10 protein-coding genes are annotated in these 14,087 nt (G+C 69.7%); 9 read left to right on the plus strand and 1 reads right to left on the minus strand.

Features of this window, described 5'->3' with window-relative positions; all coding sequences use genetic code 11:
- Positions 1-22: 22 nt before the first annotated feature.
- A complete protein-coding gene (locus tag IE145_RS04370; RefSeq protein WP_065482086.1) occupies positions 23-1,105 on the plus strand; it encodes an inositol-3-phosphate synthase in 1,083 nt (360 codons plus the stop codon).
- 166 nt (positions 1,106-1,271) lie between these two features.
- The gene (locus tag IE145_RS04375) at positions 1,272-2,540 is read left to right on the plus strand and encodes an MFS transporter (protein WP_189518955.1); all 1,269 of its coding nucleotides are present in this window, start codon (positions 1,272-1,274) and stop codon (positions 2,538-2,540) included.
- 99 nt (positions 2,541-2,639) lie between these two features.
- On the opposite strand, the gene IE145_RS04380 is transcribed toward IE145_RS04375, so the two are convergent.
- A complete protein-coding gene (locus IE145_RS04380) occupies positions 2,640-4,082 on the minus strand; it encodes a CCA tRNA nucleotidyltransferase (protein ID WP_189518957.1) in 1,443 nt (480 codons plus the stop codon).
- 180 nt (positions 4,083-4,262) lie between these two features.
- Here IE145_RS04380 and IE145_RS04385 point away from each other — a divergent pair, with 180 nt between their 5' ends.
- From IE145_RS04385 to trxA, 7 genes are all read left to right on the plus strand, one after another.
- Positions 4,263-6,557, plus strand: a complete 2,295-nt coding sequence (locus IE145_RS04385; protein ID WP_189518959.1) for a DUF6049 family protein — start codon at positions 4,263-4,265, stop codon at positions 6,555-6,557.
- 50 nt (positions 6,558-6,607) lie between these two features.
- Entirely contained in the window at positions 6,608-8,788 is a 2,181-nt protein-coding gene (murJ, locus tag IE145_RS04390; RefSeq protein WP_189518961.1) for a murein biosynthesis integral membrane protein MurJ, read from the plus strand.
- Positions 8,789-8,917: 129 nt separating this feature from the next.
- Complete coding sequence (locus IE145_RS04395; RefSeq protein WP_189518963.1) at positions 8,918-10,648, plus strand: protein kinase family protein; 1,731 nt, start codon at positions 8,918-8,920, stop codon at positions 10,646-10,648.
- A gap of 212 nt (positions 10,649-10,860) precedes the next feature.
- Complete coding sequence (gene sigM / locus IE145_RS04400; protein WP_189518965.1) at positions 10,861-11,577, plus strand: RNA polymerase sigma factor SigM; 717 nt, start codon at positions 10,861-10,863, stop codon at positions 11,575-11,577.
- The gene (locus IE145_RS04405) at positions 11,574-12,542 is read left to right on the plus strand and encodes an anti-sigma factor family protein (protein WP_189518967.1); all 969 of its coding nucleotides are present in this window, start codon (positions 11,574-11,576) and stop codon (positions 12,540-12,542) included. Before sigM ends, IE145_RS04405 begins: the two co-directional genes overlap by 4 nt.
- Before the next feature lie 125 nt (positions 12,543-12,667).
- A complete protein-coding gene (gene trxB, locus IE145_RS04410; RefSeq protein WP_006125994.1) occupies positions 12,668-13,639 on the plus strand; it encodes a thioredoxin-disulfide reductase in 972 nt (323 codons plus the stop codon).
- A 46-nt stretch (positions 13,640-13,685) separates the two neighbouring features.
- Positions 13,686-14,018, plus strand: a complete 333-nt coding sequence (gene trxA, locus IE145_RS04415; protein WP_189518969.1) for a thioredoxin — start codon at positions 13,686-13,688, stop codon at positions 14,016-14,018.
- Positions 14,019-14,087: the final 69 nt, after the last annotated feature.

Raw genomic sequence — 14,087 nt, forward strand, 5'->3', positions numbered from 1 at the left:
GATTACACAGGGAGCAACCGGAATGGGTTCGGTTCGCGTAGCCATCGTAGGCGTGGGCAACTGCGCCGCCTCGCTGGTGCAGGGCGTCGAGTACTACAAGGACGCCGATCCGGCCGGCAAGGTGCCCGGCCTGATGCACGTCCAGTTCGGCGATTACCACGTCAGCGACGTAGAGTTCGTCGCCGCCTTCGACGTCGACGCGAAGAAGGTCGGCCTCGACCTCGCGGACGCCATCGGCGCCAGCGAGAACAACACCATCAAGATCGCGGACGTGCCGAACACGGGCGTGACCGTCCAGCGCGGCCACACCCACGACGGTCTCGGCAAGTACTACCGCGAGACGATCGAGGAGTCCACGGACGCCCCGGTCGACGTCGTCCAGGTCCTGAAGGACAAGCAGGTCGACGTTCTCGTCTGCTACCTGCCCGTCGGTTCCGAGGTCGCCGCGAAGTTCTACGCGCAGTGCGCCATCGACGCCAAGGTCGCCTTCGTCAACGCTCTCCCGGTCTTCATCGCCGGCACCAAGGAGTGGGCGGACAAGTTCACCGAGGCCGGTGTCCCGATCGTCGGCGACGACATCAAGTCCCAGGTGGGCGCCACCATCACGCACCGCGTGATGGCGAAGCTCTTCGAGGACCGCGGTGTCATCCTGGACCGCACCATGCAGCTGAACGTCGGCGGCAACATGGACTTCAAGAACATGCTCGAGCGTGAGCGCCTGGAGTCCAAGAAGATCTCGAAGACGCAGGCCGTCACCTCGCAGATCCGTGACCGCGAGCTCGGCGACGGCAACGTCCACATCGGCCCCTCGGACTACGTGGCCTGGCTGGACGACCGCAAGTGGGCGTACGTGCGCCTCGAGGGCCGCGCCTTCGGCGACGTTCCGCTGAACCTGGAGTACAAGCTCGAGGTGTGGGACTCCCCGAACTCGGCCGGTGTCATCATCGACGCCGTCCGTGCGGCGAAGATCGCCAAGGACCGCGGTATCGGCGGCCCCATCCTCTCCGCGAGCAGCTACTTCATGAAGTCGCCGCCCGTCCAGTACTTCGACGACGAGGCGCGCGAGAACGTCGAGAAGTTCATCAAGGGTGAGACGGAGCGCTGAATCGGCCCTCTCGGCTGACAGTTCCACCGAAGCACTGACTGCTTCACCGAAGCGTCGGCCGCTTCATCGGGAGCACTGAGCGGAGACGCTCAGTCTCTTCCTGCCGCACGTCGGGGGTCCCGGGCAATCCGCCCGCGGACCCCCGACGTGTGTGACGCTTGCTCCCATGTCTGTCGCGCGTGATCTGCGCACCCTGCTGCGCCTGCGGAACTTCCGCCGCCTGCTCACCGTGCGGCTGCTGTCCCAGTCCGCCGACGGCGTCTACCAGGTCGCCCTCGCCTCTTACGTCGTCTTCTCCCCGGAGAAGCAGACGTCGGCCGCCGCCATCGCCTCCGCCATGGCCGTGCTCCTGCTGCCCTACTCCCTGATCGGACCCTTCGCAGGGGTGCTGCTGGACCGCTGGCCCCGGCGTCAGGTCTTCCTCTACGGGAACCTCCTGCGGGCCGCCCTGGCCTGCTCCACGGCCCTGCTGATTCTCGCCTCGGTGCCCGACTGGCTCTTCTACGCCTCGGCTCTCTGCGTCACCGCCGTCAACCGCTTCGTGCTGGCGGGTCTCTCCGCCGCCCTGCCCCGGGTGGTCGACACCGATCGCCTCGTCGTGGCCAACTCCCTCTCCCCGACCGCCGGCACCCTGGCGGCCACCGCGGGAGGCGGCCTCGCCTTCGTCGTGCGGCTGGTCGCCGACGAGTCCGACGCGGCGGTCGTCCTGCTGGGGGCGATGCTCTATCTGCTCTCCGCGCTGGCCTCGCTGAGCCTCTCCCGCACGCTGCTGGGTCCGGACATCGACGGGAGCCCGATGCGGCTGCGGGCAGCTCTCGCCGTCACCGCCCGTGGGCTCGTCGCCGGGCTGCGCCATCTGGCGCAGAGGAGCCATGCGGCCAAGGCTCTGGCCGCCATGACCGTGATCCGTTTCTGCTACGGCGCGCTCACCGTCATGGTGCTCATGCTGTGCCGCTACGCCTGGTCCGCGACCGAGTCCGACGGCCTGGCCCTGCTCGGCTTGGCGGTCGCGGTGTCCGGTGCCGGATTCTTCACCGCCGCCGTTCTCACCCCCTGGGCGGTGGGCCGACTCGGCCGGTACGGCTGGATCGTGGGCTGCGCCGGGGCGGCAGCGGTCCTGGTGCCCGCCCTGGGCCTCTCCTTCGCTCCCGTCCCGATGCTGATCGCCGCGTTTGTGCTCGGCGTCGTGACACAGGGATCGAAGATCGCGACCGACACCGTCGTCCAGACTTCGGTCGACGATTCCTTCCGCGGCCGGGTCTTCTCGCTCTACGACGTGCTCTTCAACGTCGCGTTCGTGAGCGCCGCGGGGGTGGCGGCGCTGATGCTCCCACCGGACGGCAGATCGGTCACCGTCGTGGTGGTCGTGGCGGTGCTGTACGCGACGGTCGCGGTGACGATGTTCCGCTGGCGGCGTACCGATGCCCATCGGTAGCCGGCCATAGATATGCCGAGGGGCGTTGTTTCACGTGAAACAACGCCCCTCGGCACATCCAGTCGGTGATGTTTCACGTGAAACATCGCCCGGTCTGGGTCAGTCCTGCCGCGCCCACCACTCCTTGAGCGCCGCCACCGCGGCGTCCCGCTCCATGGGGCCGTGCTCCAGGCGCTGCTCCAGCAGGAAGCCGTAGGCCTTGCCGATCACCGGCCCCGGCCCGACGCCGAGGATCTGCATGATCTCGTTGCCGTCCAGATCGGGGCGGATCGAGTCCAGCTCCTCCTGCTCCTGCAACAGAGCGATGCGCTCCTCCAGTCCGTCGTAGGTACGGGAGAGTGCGTTGGCCTTCCGCTTGTTTCGGGTCGTGCAGTCCGACCGGGTCAGCTTGTGGAGCCGCTCCAGCAGCGGACCGGCGTCGCGCACGTACCGGCGCACCGCGGAGTCGGTCCACTCGCCGTCGCCGTACCCATGGAAGCGCAGGTGCAGCTCCACCAGTCTCGACACGTCCTTGACCAGCTCGTTGGAGTACTTGAGCGCGGTCATGCGCTTCTTCGTCATCTTCGCGCCCACCACCTCGTGGTGGTGGAAGGAGACGCGGCCGTCCTTCTCGAAGCGGCGGGTCCGCGGCTTGCCGATGTCATGGAGGAGCGCGGCGAGCCGCAGAACGAGGTCGGGGCCGTCCTCCTCCAGATCGATGGCCTGCTCCAGAACGGTCAGCGAGTGCTCGTAGACGTCCTTGTGGCGGTGATGCTCGTCACTCTCCAGCCGCAACGCGGGAAGCTCAGGCAGCACATGGGCGGCCAGCCCGGTGTCGACCAGGAGCCCCAGGCCCTTGCGCGGGTGCTGGGAGAGCAGGAGCTTGTTGAGCTCGTCCCGGACCCGCTCCGCGGAGACGATGTCGATCCGCGCGGCCATCTCCGTCATGGCGGTGACGACGTCGGGGGCTACCTCGAAGTCGAGCTGCGCGGCGAAACGGGCCGCACGCAGCATGCGCAGCGGGTCGTCGGAGAAGGACGCCTCGGGCGTGCCCGGAGTGCGCAGCACCCGGTCGGCGAGGTCCTTCAGCCCTCCGTACGGGTCGACGAACTCCTTCTCCGGCAGCGCGACGGCCATCGCGTTGACCGTGAAGTCGCGGCGTACGAGGTCGTCCTCGATGGAGTCGCCGTAGGAGACCTCCGGCTTGCGCGAGGTCCGGTCGTAGGCCTCGGACCGGTAGGTCGTGACCTCGATCTGGTAGCCGTCCTTCTGGGAGCCGACGGTGCCGAAGGCGATCCCGACCTCCCACACCGAGTCGGCCCAGGGGCGGACGATCTTGAGCACGTCCTCGGGGCGGGCATCGGTGGTGAAGTCCAGGTCGTTCCCGAGCCTGCCCAGCAGAGCATCGCGGACCGACCCGCCGACCAGCGCGAGGCCGAATCCGGCCTCCTGGAATCGGCGGGCGAGGTCGTCGGCGACCGGGGACACCCGCAGCAGCTCGTTCACCGCGCGGTGCTGCACCTGGCTCAGTGCACTGGCGTTCTCTTCGTTGGCGTTCGGCACAACAGAAAAGGGTACGTGCACGGGCCCGTCGTGACGTCATCGTTTACGGCGGCCCTGCGGGATAGCCGCGATCATGTGCGATGGACCCCAGCACTTCGGCCCCCCGCGTCTCGTTACCATGCGGGGACGCAGAACCGAACGATCGACAGCAGCTGACGACGACGAGGGACGGGTAGGCGCGTGGCCGAGGCGGCAGATTTCCAGGGGACTCGTCCCTCTCCTGCCCGCCGGTGGCTCCGGCGCACGGCCTCGGCGGTGCTCGGAGCGCCGCTGATGGCCGGCCTCCTGGCCGTTCCGGCCTCGGGTGCCGCCCCGGCCGCCGAGCCCGCCAAGGCCCCCACGGGCTCCCGCACGGTCGATGTGTCCCTGAACACGCTCGCCCCGAGCGTGCCCTCGGAGGACGACACCCTGACCGTCTCCGGGACAGTCACCAACAGGGGCAAGGAGACGATCAGCAGCGCCGAGGTCGATCTCCGGGTCGGGCCACAACTCACCGGGCGTGGAGAGGTCGACGACGCCGCGAAGCGCTCCGCGTACGTTCCCGGCGTCGACCCGGTCGCCGTCGGCGGCAAGTACACGGTGAAGTTCCCCAAGCTCGCCAGGGGCATCAGCCAGGACTTCACGCTCACCGTTCCCGTCGACAAGCTGGGCCTCGACGACCCGGGCGTCTACCAGCTCGGCGTCTCGGTCTCCGGCCGGACGACCACCGCCCCCTACGAGCAGGTGCTGGGCATCCAGCGCTCCTTCCTGCCCTGGCAGCCCGAGGCGAGCGACAAGAGGACGAAGCTCACCTTCCTCTGGCCGCTGATCGCGTCTCCCCACGTCACGGCGGAGACCCGCTCGGACGAACAGCAGACCCCCGTGTTCACCGACGACGATCTCGCCAAGGAGCTGGCGCCCGGCGGCCGCCTGGAACAGATGGTGGCCCTGGGCAGCAGGCTCCCCGTGACCTGGGTCATCGACCCGGACCTCCTGGCGAGCGTCGCGGCGATGGCCGGGAAGTACGAGGTCGAGTCGGGTGACACGACCGTCCCGGGCAAGAACCAGACCGTCGCCAAGCAGTGGCTCACCGCCCTGGAGAAGGTGGTCGAGGACGGCAAGGTGATCGCGCTGCCGTTCGCCGACCCGGATCTGGCCTCCATCGCCCACCGCGGCAAAGCCGTCTCCGGGACGCTCAGTCATCTGCAGAACGCCTCCACGGTGGCTGCGACCACCGTGGAGACCATCCTCCACGTGAAACCGTCCACCGACTTCGCCTGGCCCGTGAACGGCGCAGTGGACTCCTCCATCGTCGATGTGGCGACGTCGGCGGGCGCTCACAACGTGATCGCCCGCAGCGACAGCTTCCGGGAGACCGCGGCGCTTCCGTACACGCCGAGCGCGGCACGGCCGATCGGCGGCGGCACCACCGCGGTCGTCGCGGACGCCCGGCTGTCGACCCTGTTCGACGGCGACATGTCGAGGGCGGGCGCCTCCACCCTCGCGGTCCAGAAGTTCCTGGCCCAGACTCTCGCGCTGACCGAGCAGACACCGGACAACGAGCGCAGCATCGTCGTGGCCCCGCCACGGATGCCCAGCGCCGCGCAGGCCCAGACCATGGCACGCGCCCTGGAGGGGCTGTCCGGCAACCGGTGGACACAGCCCCTCGACCTGGTCGCCGCCGCCGAGGTGAAGCCCGACCCGAGGGCCACCACCAAGGTCCCCCGCGCCTCCGCGTACCCGAAGAAGCTCCGCGCCCAGGAACTGCCCACACAGGCGTTCCAGGACATCCGCACCACCCAGGGGTCCCTCGACAGCTTCGAGACGATCCTGACGCAGCCCGAGCGCGTGGTGACGCCCTTCGGCAACGCCGTCAACCGCTCGATGTCGACGTCCTGGCGCGGGCGGTCCCTGGAGGCACAGCAGTACCGGGACGCGGTCCGCGACTACCTGCAGAGCCTCACCTCCGAGGTGCAGCTCATCGAGAAGTCCGACGTCACCCTCTCCGGGCGCAGCGCGACCATCCCGGTCACCGTGCAGAACAAGCTGGTGCAGGGCGTGGACCGGCTGGTTCTCCAGCTGACCTCGGACAACCTCCGGCTCAAGTTCAACGACGACGGGACCACGGCCAAGCTGCCCGTCAGCATCGCGGGCGGGCACAGCCAGTCCGTGAAGTTCGACACGGCGACCAGCGCCAACGGCCGGGCCCAGGTGACCGCCCGGCTGTTCACGGAGAACGGCACGCCGTACGGCGAGGAGATGACCTTCACCGTGAAGGTCTCCGAGGTGACGCCCACCGTGCTGCTCGTGATCGCCGGCGGACTGCTGCTCCTGGTGCTGGCGGGCATCAGGATGTACACCCACCGCAAGCGCGCCGTGGCAAGCGACACGGCGGACGGCAACGGTGACGGACCCGAGCAGCCGAGTGACCCGGCTCCGGACACCGGACCGGAAAGCGGGGCCCCGTCGGGAACGGGTGAGAAAGTGGACCGTTGAGCGATGTCTGTCGTGGCCGGTCGGCCGGGGACGATGAGGTAGGGGTTTCGATGAACGCGCCGTACGACGGTGACCGCGGGCAGGGCGCGGGCGGAGCAGCGTCTCCGGGCGGGCCTCCGGTTCCTCCGGGCGCGGGCCAGGACGGCTCCGTGCCGCCCGACCCGTACCTCCAGCAACCCGACCCGTACCTCCAGCAGGCCTACGACGACGACCCCTACCGGGCGCAGGACCTGACCGCCCAGGACCCGGTGGGCGAGGCGCTCTACGACCGCGCCGCCCACCCACCGCCGCCTCCCGGCACCTACCAGGAGCCGGCGCCGCTCTACCAGCAGCCGCCCCCCGCCCCGTACGCCCCGGACCCACGCATCTGGGCCCAGACCCCGCCCCCCGAGCCGGCGGGGCCCTCCCGGCACCTGCCGTACGGGGACCGTCCGGCGACCACACAGTTCGTCGGCGTCGACGACCTCGTGACCCGGGCCTCGGACGACCGACAGGAGCCGGACGCCTTCGCGCATCTCTTCCGGGACCAGGAGGGGTCGGGGAAGCCTCCGGTACCGCCCCAGCCCGAACCGGCTCCGGCACCCGCGCCCGCCAAGGGCGGCGGCAAGGTCTCCGGGCTCCTCAAGTCCAGCGCGGTCATGGCCGCCGGAACCCTCGTCTCCCGGCTCACCGGATTCGTCCGGTCCCTGGTGATCACCGCCGCGCTCGGCGCCGCGATGCTCGGGGACACCTTCACCATCGCCTACACCCTGCCGACGATGATCTACATCCTCACCGTCGGCGGCGGTCTGAACTCGGTCTTCGTCCCCCAGCTCGTCCGCGCCATGAAGGACGACGAGGACGGCGGCGAGGCCTTCGCCAACCGGCTCCTGACCCTGGTGATGGTCGCACTCGGCCTGATCGTCGTCACCGCCGTTCTCGTCGCACCGGTGCTGATCCAGCTGATGTCCAGCACGATCGCCGACGACGTGGCCGCCAACAGCGTGGCCGTCACCTTCGCCCGCTACTGCCTGCCCACCATCTTCTTCATGGGCGTGCACGTGGTGATGGGTCAGATCCTCAACGCCCGCGGCAAGTTCGGCGCGATGATGTGGACCCCGGTCCTCAACAACATCGTCATGATCATCACGTTCGGGCTGTTCATCTGGGTCTACGGAACCTCCGCCGAATCGCGGATGGGCGTCGACACCATCCCGCCGGAGGGCGTCCGGCTGCTCGGCATCGGCACCCTGCTCGGACTCGTCGTGCAGTCCCTGGCGATGATCCCCTACCTGCGCGAGACGGGCTTCCGGTTCCGCCCCCGCTTCGACTGGAAGGGCCACGGCCTCGGCAAGACCGTCAAGCTGGCCAAATGGACCGTGCTCTTCGTCCTGGCCAACCAGGCGGGCGTCCTGGTCGTCACTCAGCTCGCCACAGCGGCCGGCACCGCCTCGGGCCACGACGGCACCGGGTTCCTTGCCTACTCCAACGCCCAGCTGATCTGGGGCATGCCACAGGCCATCATCACCGTCTCGGTCATGGCCGCGCTGCTGCCCCGCATCTCCCGGGCGGCCCACGACAACGACCCGGGTGCGGTCCGCGACGACATCTCGCAGGGACTGCGCAACTCGGCCGTCGCCATCGTGCCGGTGGCCTTCACCTTCCTCGCGCTCGGCCTGCCGATGGCCACCCTGCTGTACGCCTCCAGCGGCATCGAGGCCGCCCGGTCCATGGGCTTCATCCTCATGGCCTTCGCGCTCGGCCTGATCCCGTACTCCGTGCAGTACGTCGTGCTGCGCGGGTTCTACGCCTACGAGGACACGCGCACCCCCTTCTACAACACGGTCATCGTGGCCGCCGTGAACGCCGCGGCCTCCGCTCTCTGTTACGTCGTCCTGCCCGCCCGCTGGGCGGTCGTCGGCATGGCCTTCTCCTACGGTCTGGCCTACGCGGTCGGCGTCGGCGTCGCCTGGCGCCGCCTGCGCAACCGGCTGGGCGGCGACCTGGACGGCGCGCACATCGTGCGGACCTACGCCCGCCTCTGCATGGCCGCGGTGCCCGCCGCGCTCGTCGGCGGCGCCGCCGGCTTCGGGGTCCTGGAACTGGCCGGCACCGGCGCCCTGGGCTCCCTGGCCGCACTGATCTGCGGCGGCGTCCTTCTCCTCGGCATCTTCTTCGTCGCGGCGAAGAAGATGCGCATCGAGGAGGTCAACGGCCTGGTCGGCATGGTCCGTGGACGGCTCGGACGCTGAATGAGCACCCGCCCGCACAACCATCGCCGCACTCCGCGTGTCGTGCATAGCGCCGGAGTGTGGGCACAATTGGCGTGACTGTGCAGGGCTGGCTGGCATCGCGCAACGGATGGGGAGGCAGGAACGACGGTGGCGGAACGTAGCACGGCTGCCGTCGACGTGGCCGACAACAGCGGTGACAAGCCGCTGACCGCCAAGGCGGACGAGGCCACGACCGACGGGACGGCGGAAGCCGAGGACACCAAGGGCGCGAGCCCCAAGGACACCGAGAACACGGACGGTGGGCGGAAGCGTTCCGAGATCGTTCCGGCGTCACCCGATCTGCACAGCGGTCACAAACTCGCCGGGCGCTACCGCCTGGAGGAGTGCGTCACCCGACTGGACGGCTTCAGCAGCTGGCGCGCGGTCGACGAGAAGCTCCGCCGGGCCGTGGGTGTCCATCTGCTTCCCGCCGACCACCCGCGGGCCCGTTCGGTGCTGGCCGCCGCACGCTCCTCGGCCCTGCTCGGGGACCCCCGCTTCGTCCAGGTCCTGGACGCCGTCGAGGAGAACGACCTCGTCTACGTGGTCCACGAATGGCTGCCGGACGCCACCGAGCTCACCGCTCTGCTGGCCGCCGGACCGATGGAGGCCCACGACGCCTACCAGCTCGTCAGCCAGCTCTCCCAGGCGATGGCCGCCGCCCACCGCGAAGGTCTCTCCCATCTGCGCCTCACCCCCGGCGCGGTCCTGCGCAGTTCCACCGGGCAGTACCGCATCCGCGGCCTCGCCGTGAACGCCGCCCTGCGAGGCATCACCGCCGAGCGCCCTCTGCGCACGGACACCGAGGCCATCGGCGCCCTCCTGTACGCCGCCCTGACCCACCGCTGGCCGTACGGGGACGATGCCCACGGGCTCGCCGGGCTGCCCAAGGGCCTGGGCCTCATCGCCCCCGACCAGGTCCGGGCCGGAGTCCACCGCGGCCTCTCCGAGCTCGCGATGCGGGCGCTCGCCAACGACGGCGCCACCGCCTCCCGCCAGGACCCGCCCTGCACCACGCCGGACGAACTGGCCAAGGCCGTCGCGGCGATGCCGCGCATCCTTCCGCCGGAGCCCACGTTCACCGCGCCGCCGGCCTACCAGCGCACGACCTATCAGCAGGGCACGTACGGACGCCCGTCCTCCCACCCGTCCTCCGCCGCGCAGCCCGTGATGCCGGTCCCTCCGGCGCCCCTGCAGAGCCGTACCGGCCGCGTACTCAAGTGGACCGTGTCCGCTCTCCTCATCGCCGCCCTGGGCCTCGGCAGCTGGCAGCTCGCGGAAGCGCTGCTCGACCGGACCAAGGGCTCCGACGACACCGGCGTCACCGAGCCGAACGAGGACGACAAGAACAAGGACGACAAGCCCGCACCGTCCGCCGAACCCCTGGACATCGCGGGGGCCACGGAGTTCATGCCCGACGGCTCCGGAATCAAGCAGCGCGATGTGGCGAACACCGTGGACGGTGACCGGGGAACCCACTGGGTCACCCCGCAGTACAAGGGCTTCGCCAACTTCGGCAACCTCCCCCAGCGCAAGCAGGGCAGCGGCATCATCGTCGACCTCGGCAAGGTGCGGGACGTCTCCGGGGTCGATGTGTCCATGTACCGCAGCGGGCAGACGACGACCGTCTCCGCCGCGTCCCCGGACGCCACGTCGCCCTCCTCGACGGCCGACTTCGACCAGCAGATCGTCAAGCGGACGGTCGCCGGCTCGACGCTCAAGGAAACGCTCGACGAGCCCGTCCGCACGCGCTACGTCCTCATCCACATCACGGAACTCCCGTCGGACGGCGCGGGCGGATACCGCGGCGGCATCACCGACATCTCCGTCCTCGGCTGATCACGGGCCGGTACGCCTGACTTCGCGTACCGGCCCGTGATCACCGCCCCCACCAGCCCGCTACTGTGGGGCGGTCCGCCCCGACCCACCGAGCACCTGCGGCGACAAGGGTTGCGGCCGTCACGCCCGTGACGGCAGGCTTCTCCCCGTCGCACCGCTTCGCCGGGAGCGGCCCATATGTGACATCGGATCCGGTTCGGAGGGGGAGCACGGTGGATTCCGTTCCACCCGAGGCGCCGAGCGACTCGGATCTGCTCGCCCAGCATGTGGCGGGCGACCCCGACGCCTTCGGTGAACTCGTACGCCGTCACCGCGACCGGCTCTGGGCCGTGGCGCTGCGGACCCTGGGGGACCGGGAAGAAGCAGCCGACGCCGTCCAGGACGCCCTCGTCAAGGCCTTCCGCGCCGCCCACACCTTCCGCGGCCAGTCCGCCGTCACCACCTGGCTCCACCGGATCACCGTCAACGCCTGCCTCGACCGAGTACGCAAGGCCGCCTCCCGCAAGACATCCCCCGTGGACGACGCCGAACGGCTCGACCAACTCCTGGAGCCCCACGAATCCGCCGAGGCCCCCGCCGTACGGCAGGACCTCCACCGTCAGCTCCAGAAGGCCCTGGACACGCTGCCCGCCGAACAACGGGCAGCCCTGGTCCTCGTCGATATGCAGGGTTACCCCGTGGCGGAGGCCGCCGACATCCTGGAGGTTCCGACCGGCACCGTGAAGAGCCGGTGCGCCCGGGGCCGGGCAAGACTGGCCCCTCTGGTCCGCCATCTGCGCGCGGAAACCGGAGGACAGACCCCCGACGGGGAGAACGGCGCGGACGGAAGGAACCGGACGCGCGAAGCATCCGTCCCACCTGCGTCAGACTCCAGAGACACAGGAGCAAGCGATCCTGCCGCCACGAAGGGAGGAGGTGGGCGCCCGTGAAACCCACGGCCGACACGGCTCAGCACCCGGAGGTCTCCGAGATCTCCGATCTCACCGAGGGACTGCTCACCCCTTCCCGGACGGCGGAACTCCAGCAGCACCTCGCGGAGTGCGACCTCTGTGCAGAGGTCCGGAACTCCCTGGAGGAGATCCGCGGACTGCTCGGCACGATGCCCGACCCCGAGCCGATGCCCGAGGACATCGCCGCCCGCATCGACGCGGCTCTCGCGGCGGAAGCCCGCCCCGCCTCTTCCACCGAGGACGAGCCGGTCGTTGTTTCACGTGAAACAACGACCGACGAAGGTGCGACGGTCGGCAGGACGACCACCGGGGCCGCTTCCGTATGTGGCAGCACCACTGCCCCGGACCGTCCCGCGGGCCGGTCCTCAGCCGCGACAGGACCGGGCCGTCGTCCCGCCCGCCGCCGTCGACGCACCGTGGTTCTCGGCACCGCCTTCGGCGCCGCGGTCATCGGGATGAGCGTCTTCTTCCTCCAGAACCTCACTCCCTCCGACGACGCGGCCAAGTCGGTCACCGACAGCGGAGTCAGCGCCGCCGACAGCAGCGCGCCCGTCTACGCGGACGGCACACTCGAAGCCCAGGTGCGAGACCTCCTCGGCGACGAGGCGAGCCAGGAGAGCCCGGGTGCCAAGAAGGTGCCCCCGGAGGCCGACACCAAGTCGTCGAACGAAGCCCTCACGCCTGAAGCCGAGCCGTCCAGGAGCCCCATGAAGGCTCCCGCCGTCGCCGTGCCGCCCTGCGTCCAGAAGGCAACCGGCCGCACCACGCCGGCCCTCGCCCTGGAGGAGGGAACGTACCGGGGAACCGACACCTATCTCGTCGTCCTGCCGCACACGAGCGACTCCTCACGCGTGCAGGCCTACCTCGTCGCCTCCGCCTGTGTGGACACCGCCCCGGAGTCCTCGGGCCAGCTACTGCTCACACGGTCCTACAACCGCCCCTGAAGGCCGCCCACGACCGCCGCGGCGTCTTCGGGAATGCATCAGCCGTAGGATCCGTTGGGTGGGGTGTGAGTCGTTGACCGACCCCGTAGGCAGTTAGGCAGTCTGCAGAAACGAGGAAGAAACCCGTGAGCGACGTCCGTAATGTGATCATCATCGGCTCCGGACCGGCCGGGTACACCGCCGCGCTGTACACCGCCCGTGCCTCGCTGAACCCGTTGGTCTTCGAGGGCGCCGTCACGGCCGGTGGAGCGCTGATGAACACCACCGACGTGGAGAACTTCCCCGGCTTCCAGGACGGCATCATGGGCCCCGAGCTCATGGACAACATGCGTGCCCAGGCCGAGCGCTTCGGCGCCGAGCTGGTTCCCGACGACGTCGTCGCGGTCGACCTCACCGGTGACATCAAGACCGTCACCGACACCGCGGGTACGGTCCACCGTGCCAAGTCGGTCATCGTCACCACCGGTTCCCAGCACCGCAAGCTCGGACTGCCCAACGAGGACGCCCTCTCCGGACGCGGCGTCTCCTGGTGCGCCACCTGCGACGGCTTCTTCTTCAAGGACCACGACATCGCCGTGATCGGCGGCGGCGACACCGCGATGGAGGAGGCGACCTTCCTCTCCCGCTTCGCCAAGTCCGTCACGATCGTCCACCGCCGTGACACCCTGCGTGCCTCCAAGGCCATGCAGGACCGTGCCTTCGCCGACCCGAAGATCAAGTTCGCCTGGGACAGCGAGGTCGCCGAGATCAAGGGCGACCAGAAGCTCTCCGGTCTGACCCTGCGCAACACCAAGACCGGCGAGACCTCCGACCTCCCCGTGACCGGCCTCTTCATCGCCGTCGGCCACGACCCGCGCACCGAGCTCTTCAAGGGCCAGCTGGAGCTCGACGACGAGGGCTACCTGAAGGTCGAGGCGCCCTCCACGCGCACCAACCTCACCGGCGTCTTCGGCGCCGGCGACGTGGTCGACCACACCTACCGTCAGGCCATCACGGCCGCGGGCACCGGCTGCTCCGCCGCCCTGGACGCCGAGCGCTTCCTCGCGGCCCTGGCCGACGCCGAGCCCGCCGAGCCGGAGAAGACCCCGGCCGTCTGAACGTCCGCACCACACCCCACCACCACAAGAGACTAAGGAGGCCGCCGTGGCCGGCGACCTGAAGCACGTTACGGATGCCAACTTCGACGAGGTCGTTCTCAAGAGCGACAAGCCGGTTCTGGTGGACTTCTGGGCCGCCTGGTGCGGCCCGTGCCGCCAGATCGCCCCCTCGCTGGAGGCGATCGCGGCCGAGCACGGCGACCAGATCGAGATCGTCAAGCTCAACATCGACGAGAACCCGGCCACCGCCGCCAAGTACGGCGTGATGTCCATCCCCACCCTGAACGTGTACCAGGGCGGCGAGGTCGCCAAGACCATCGTCGGCGCCAAGCCCAAGGCCGCGATCCTCCGCGACCTCGAAGGCTTCATCAGCGCCTGACCGCCCAGCGGCGCCGCGGCGCGATGTTTCACGTGAAACGGGCCCACCCCTGGAAAGGGGCGGGCCCGT

The sequence above is a fragment of the Streptomyces sindenensis genome (assembly GCF_014649035.1).
Taxonomy (GTDB): domain Bacteria; phylum Actinomycetota; class Actinomycetes; order Streptomycetales; family Streptomycetaceae; genus Streptomyces; species Streptomyces sindenensis.

Excerpts from the sequence above, each read along its gene's own strand:
- IE145_RS04375 (WP_189518955.1), top strand. The coding sequence starts at position 1,272 with ATGTCTGTCGCGCGTGATCTGCGCACCCTGCTGCGCCTGCGGAACTTC.
- murJ (WP_189518961.1), top strand. The coding sequence starts at position 6,608 with ATGAACGCGCCGTACGACGGTGACCGCGGGCAGGGCGCGGGCGGAGCA.
- IE145_RS04370 (WP_065482086.1), top strand. The coding sequence starts at position 23 with ATGGGTTCGGTTCGCGTAGCCATCGTAGGCGTGGGCAACTGCGCCGCC.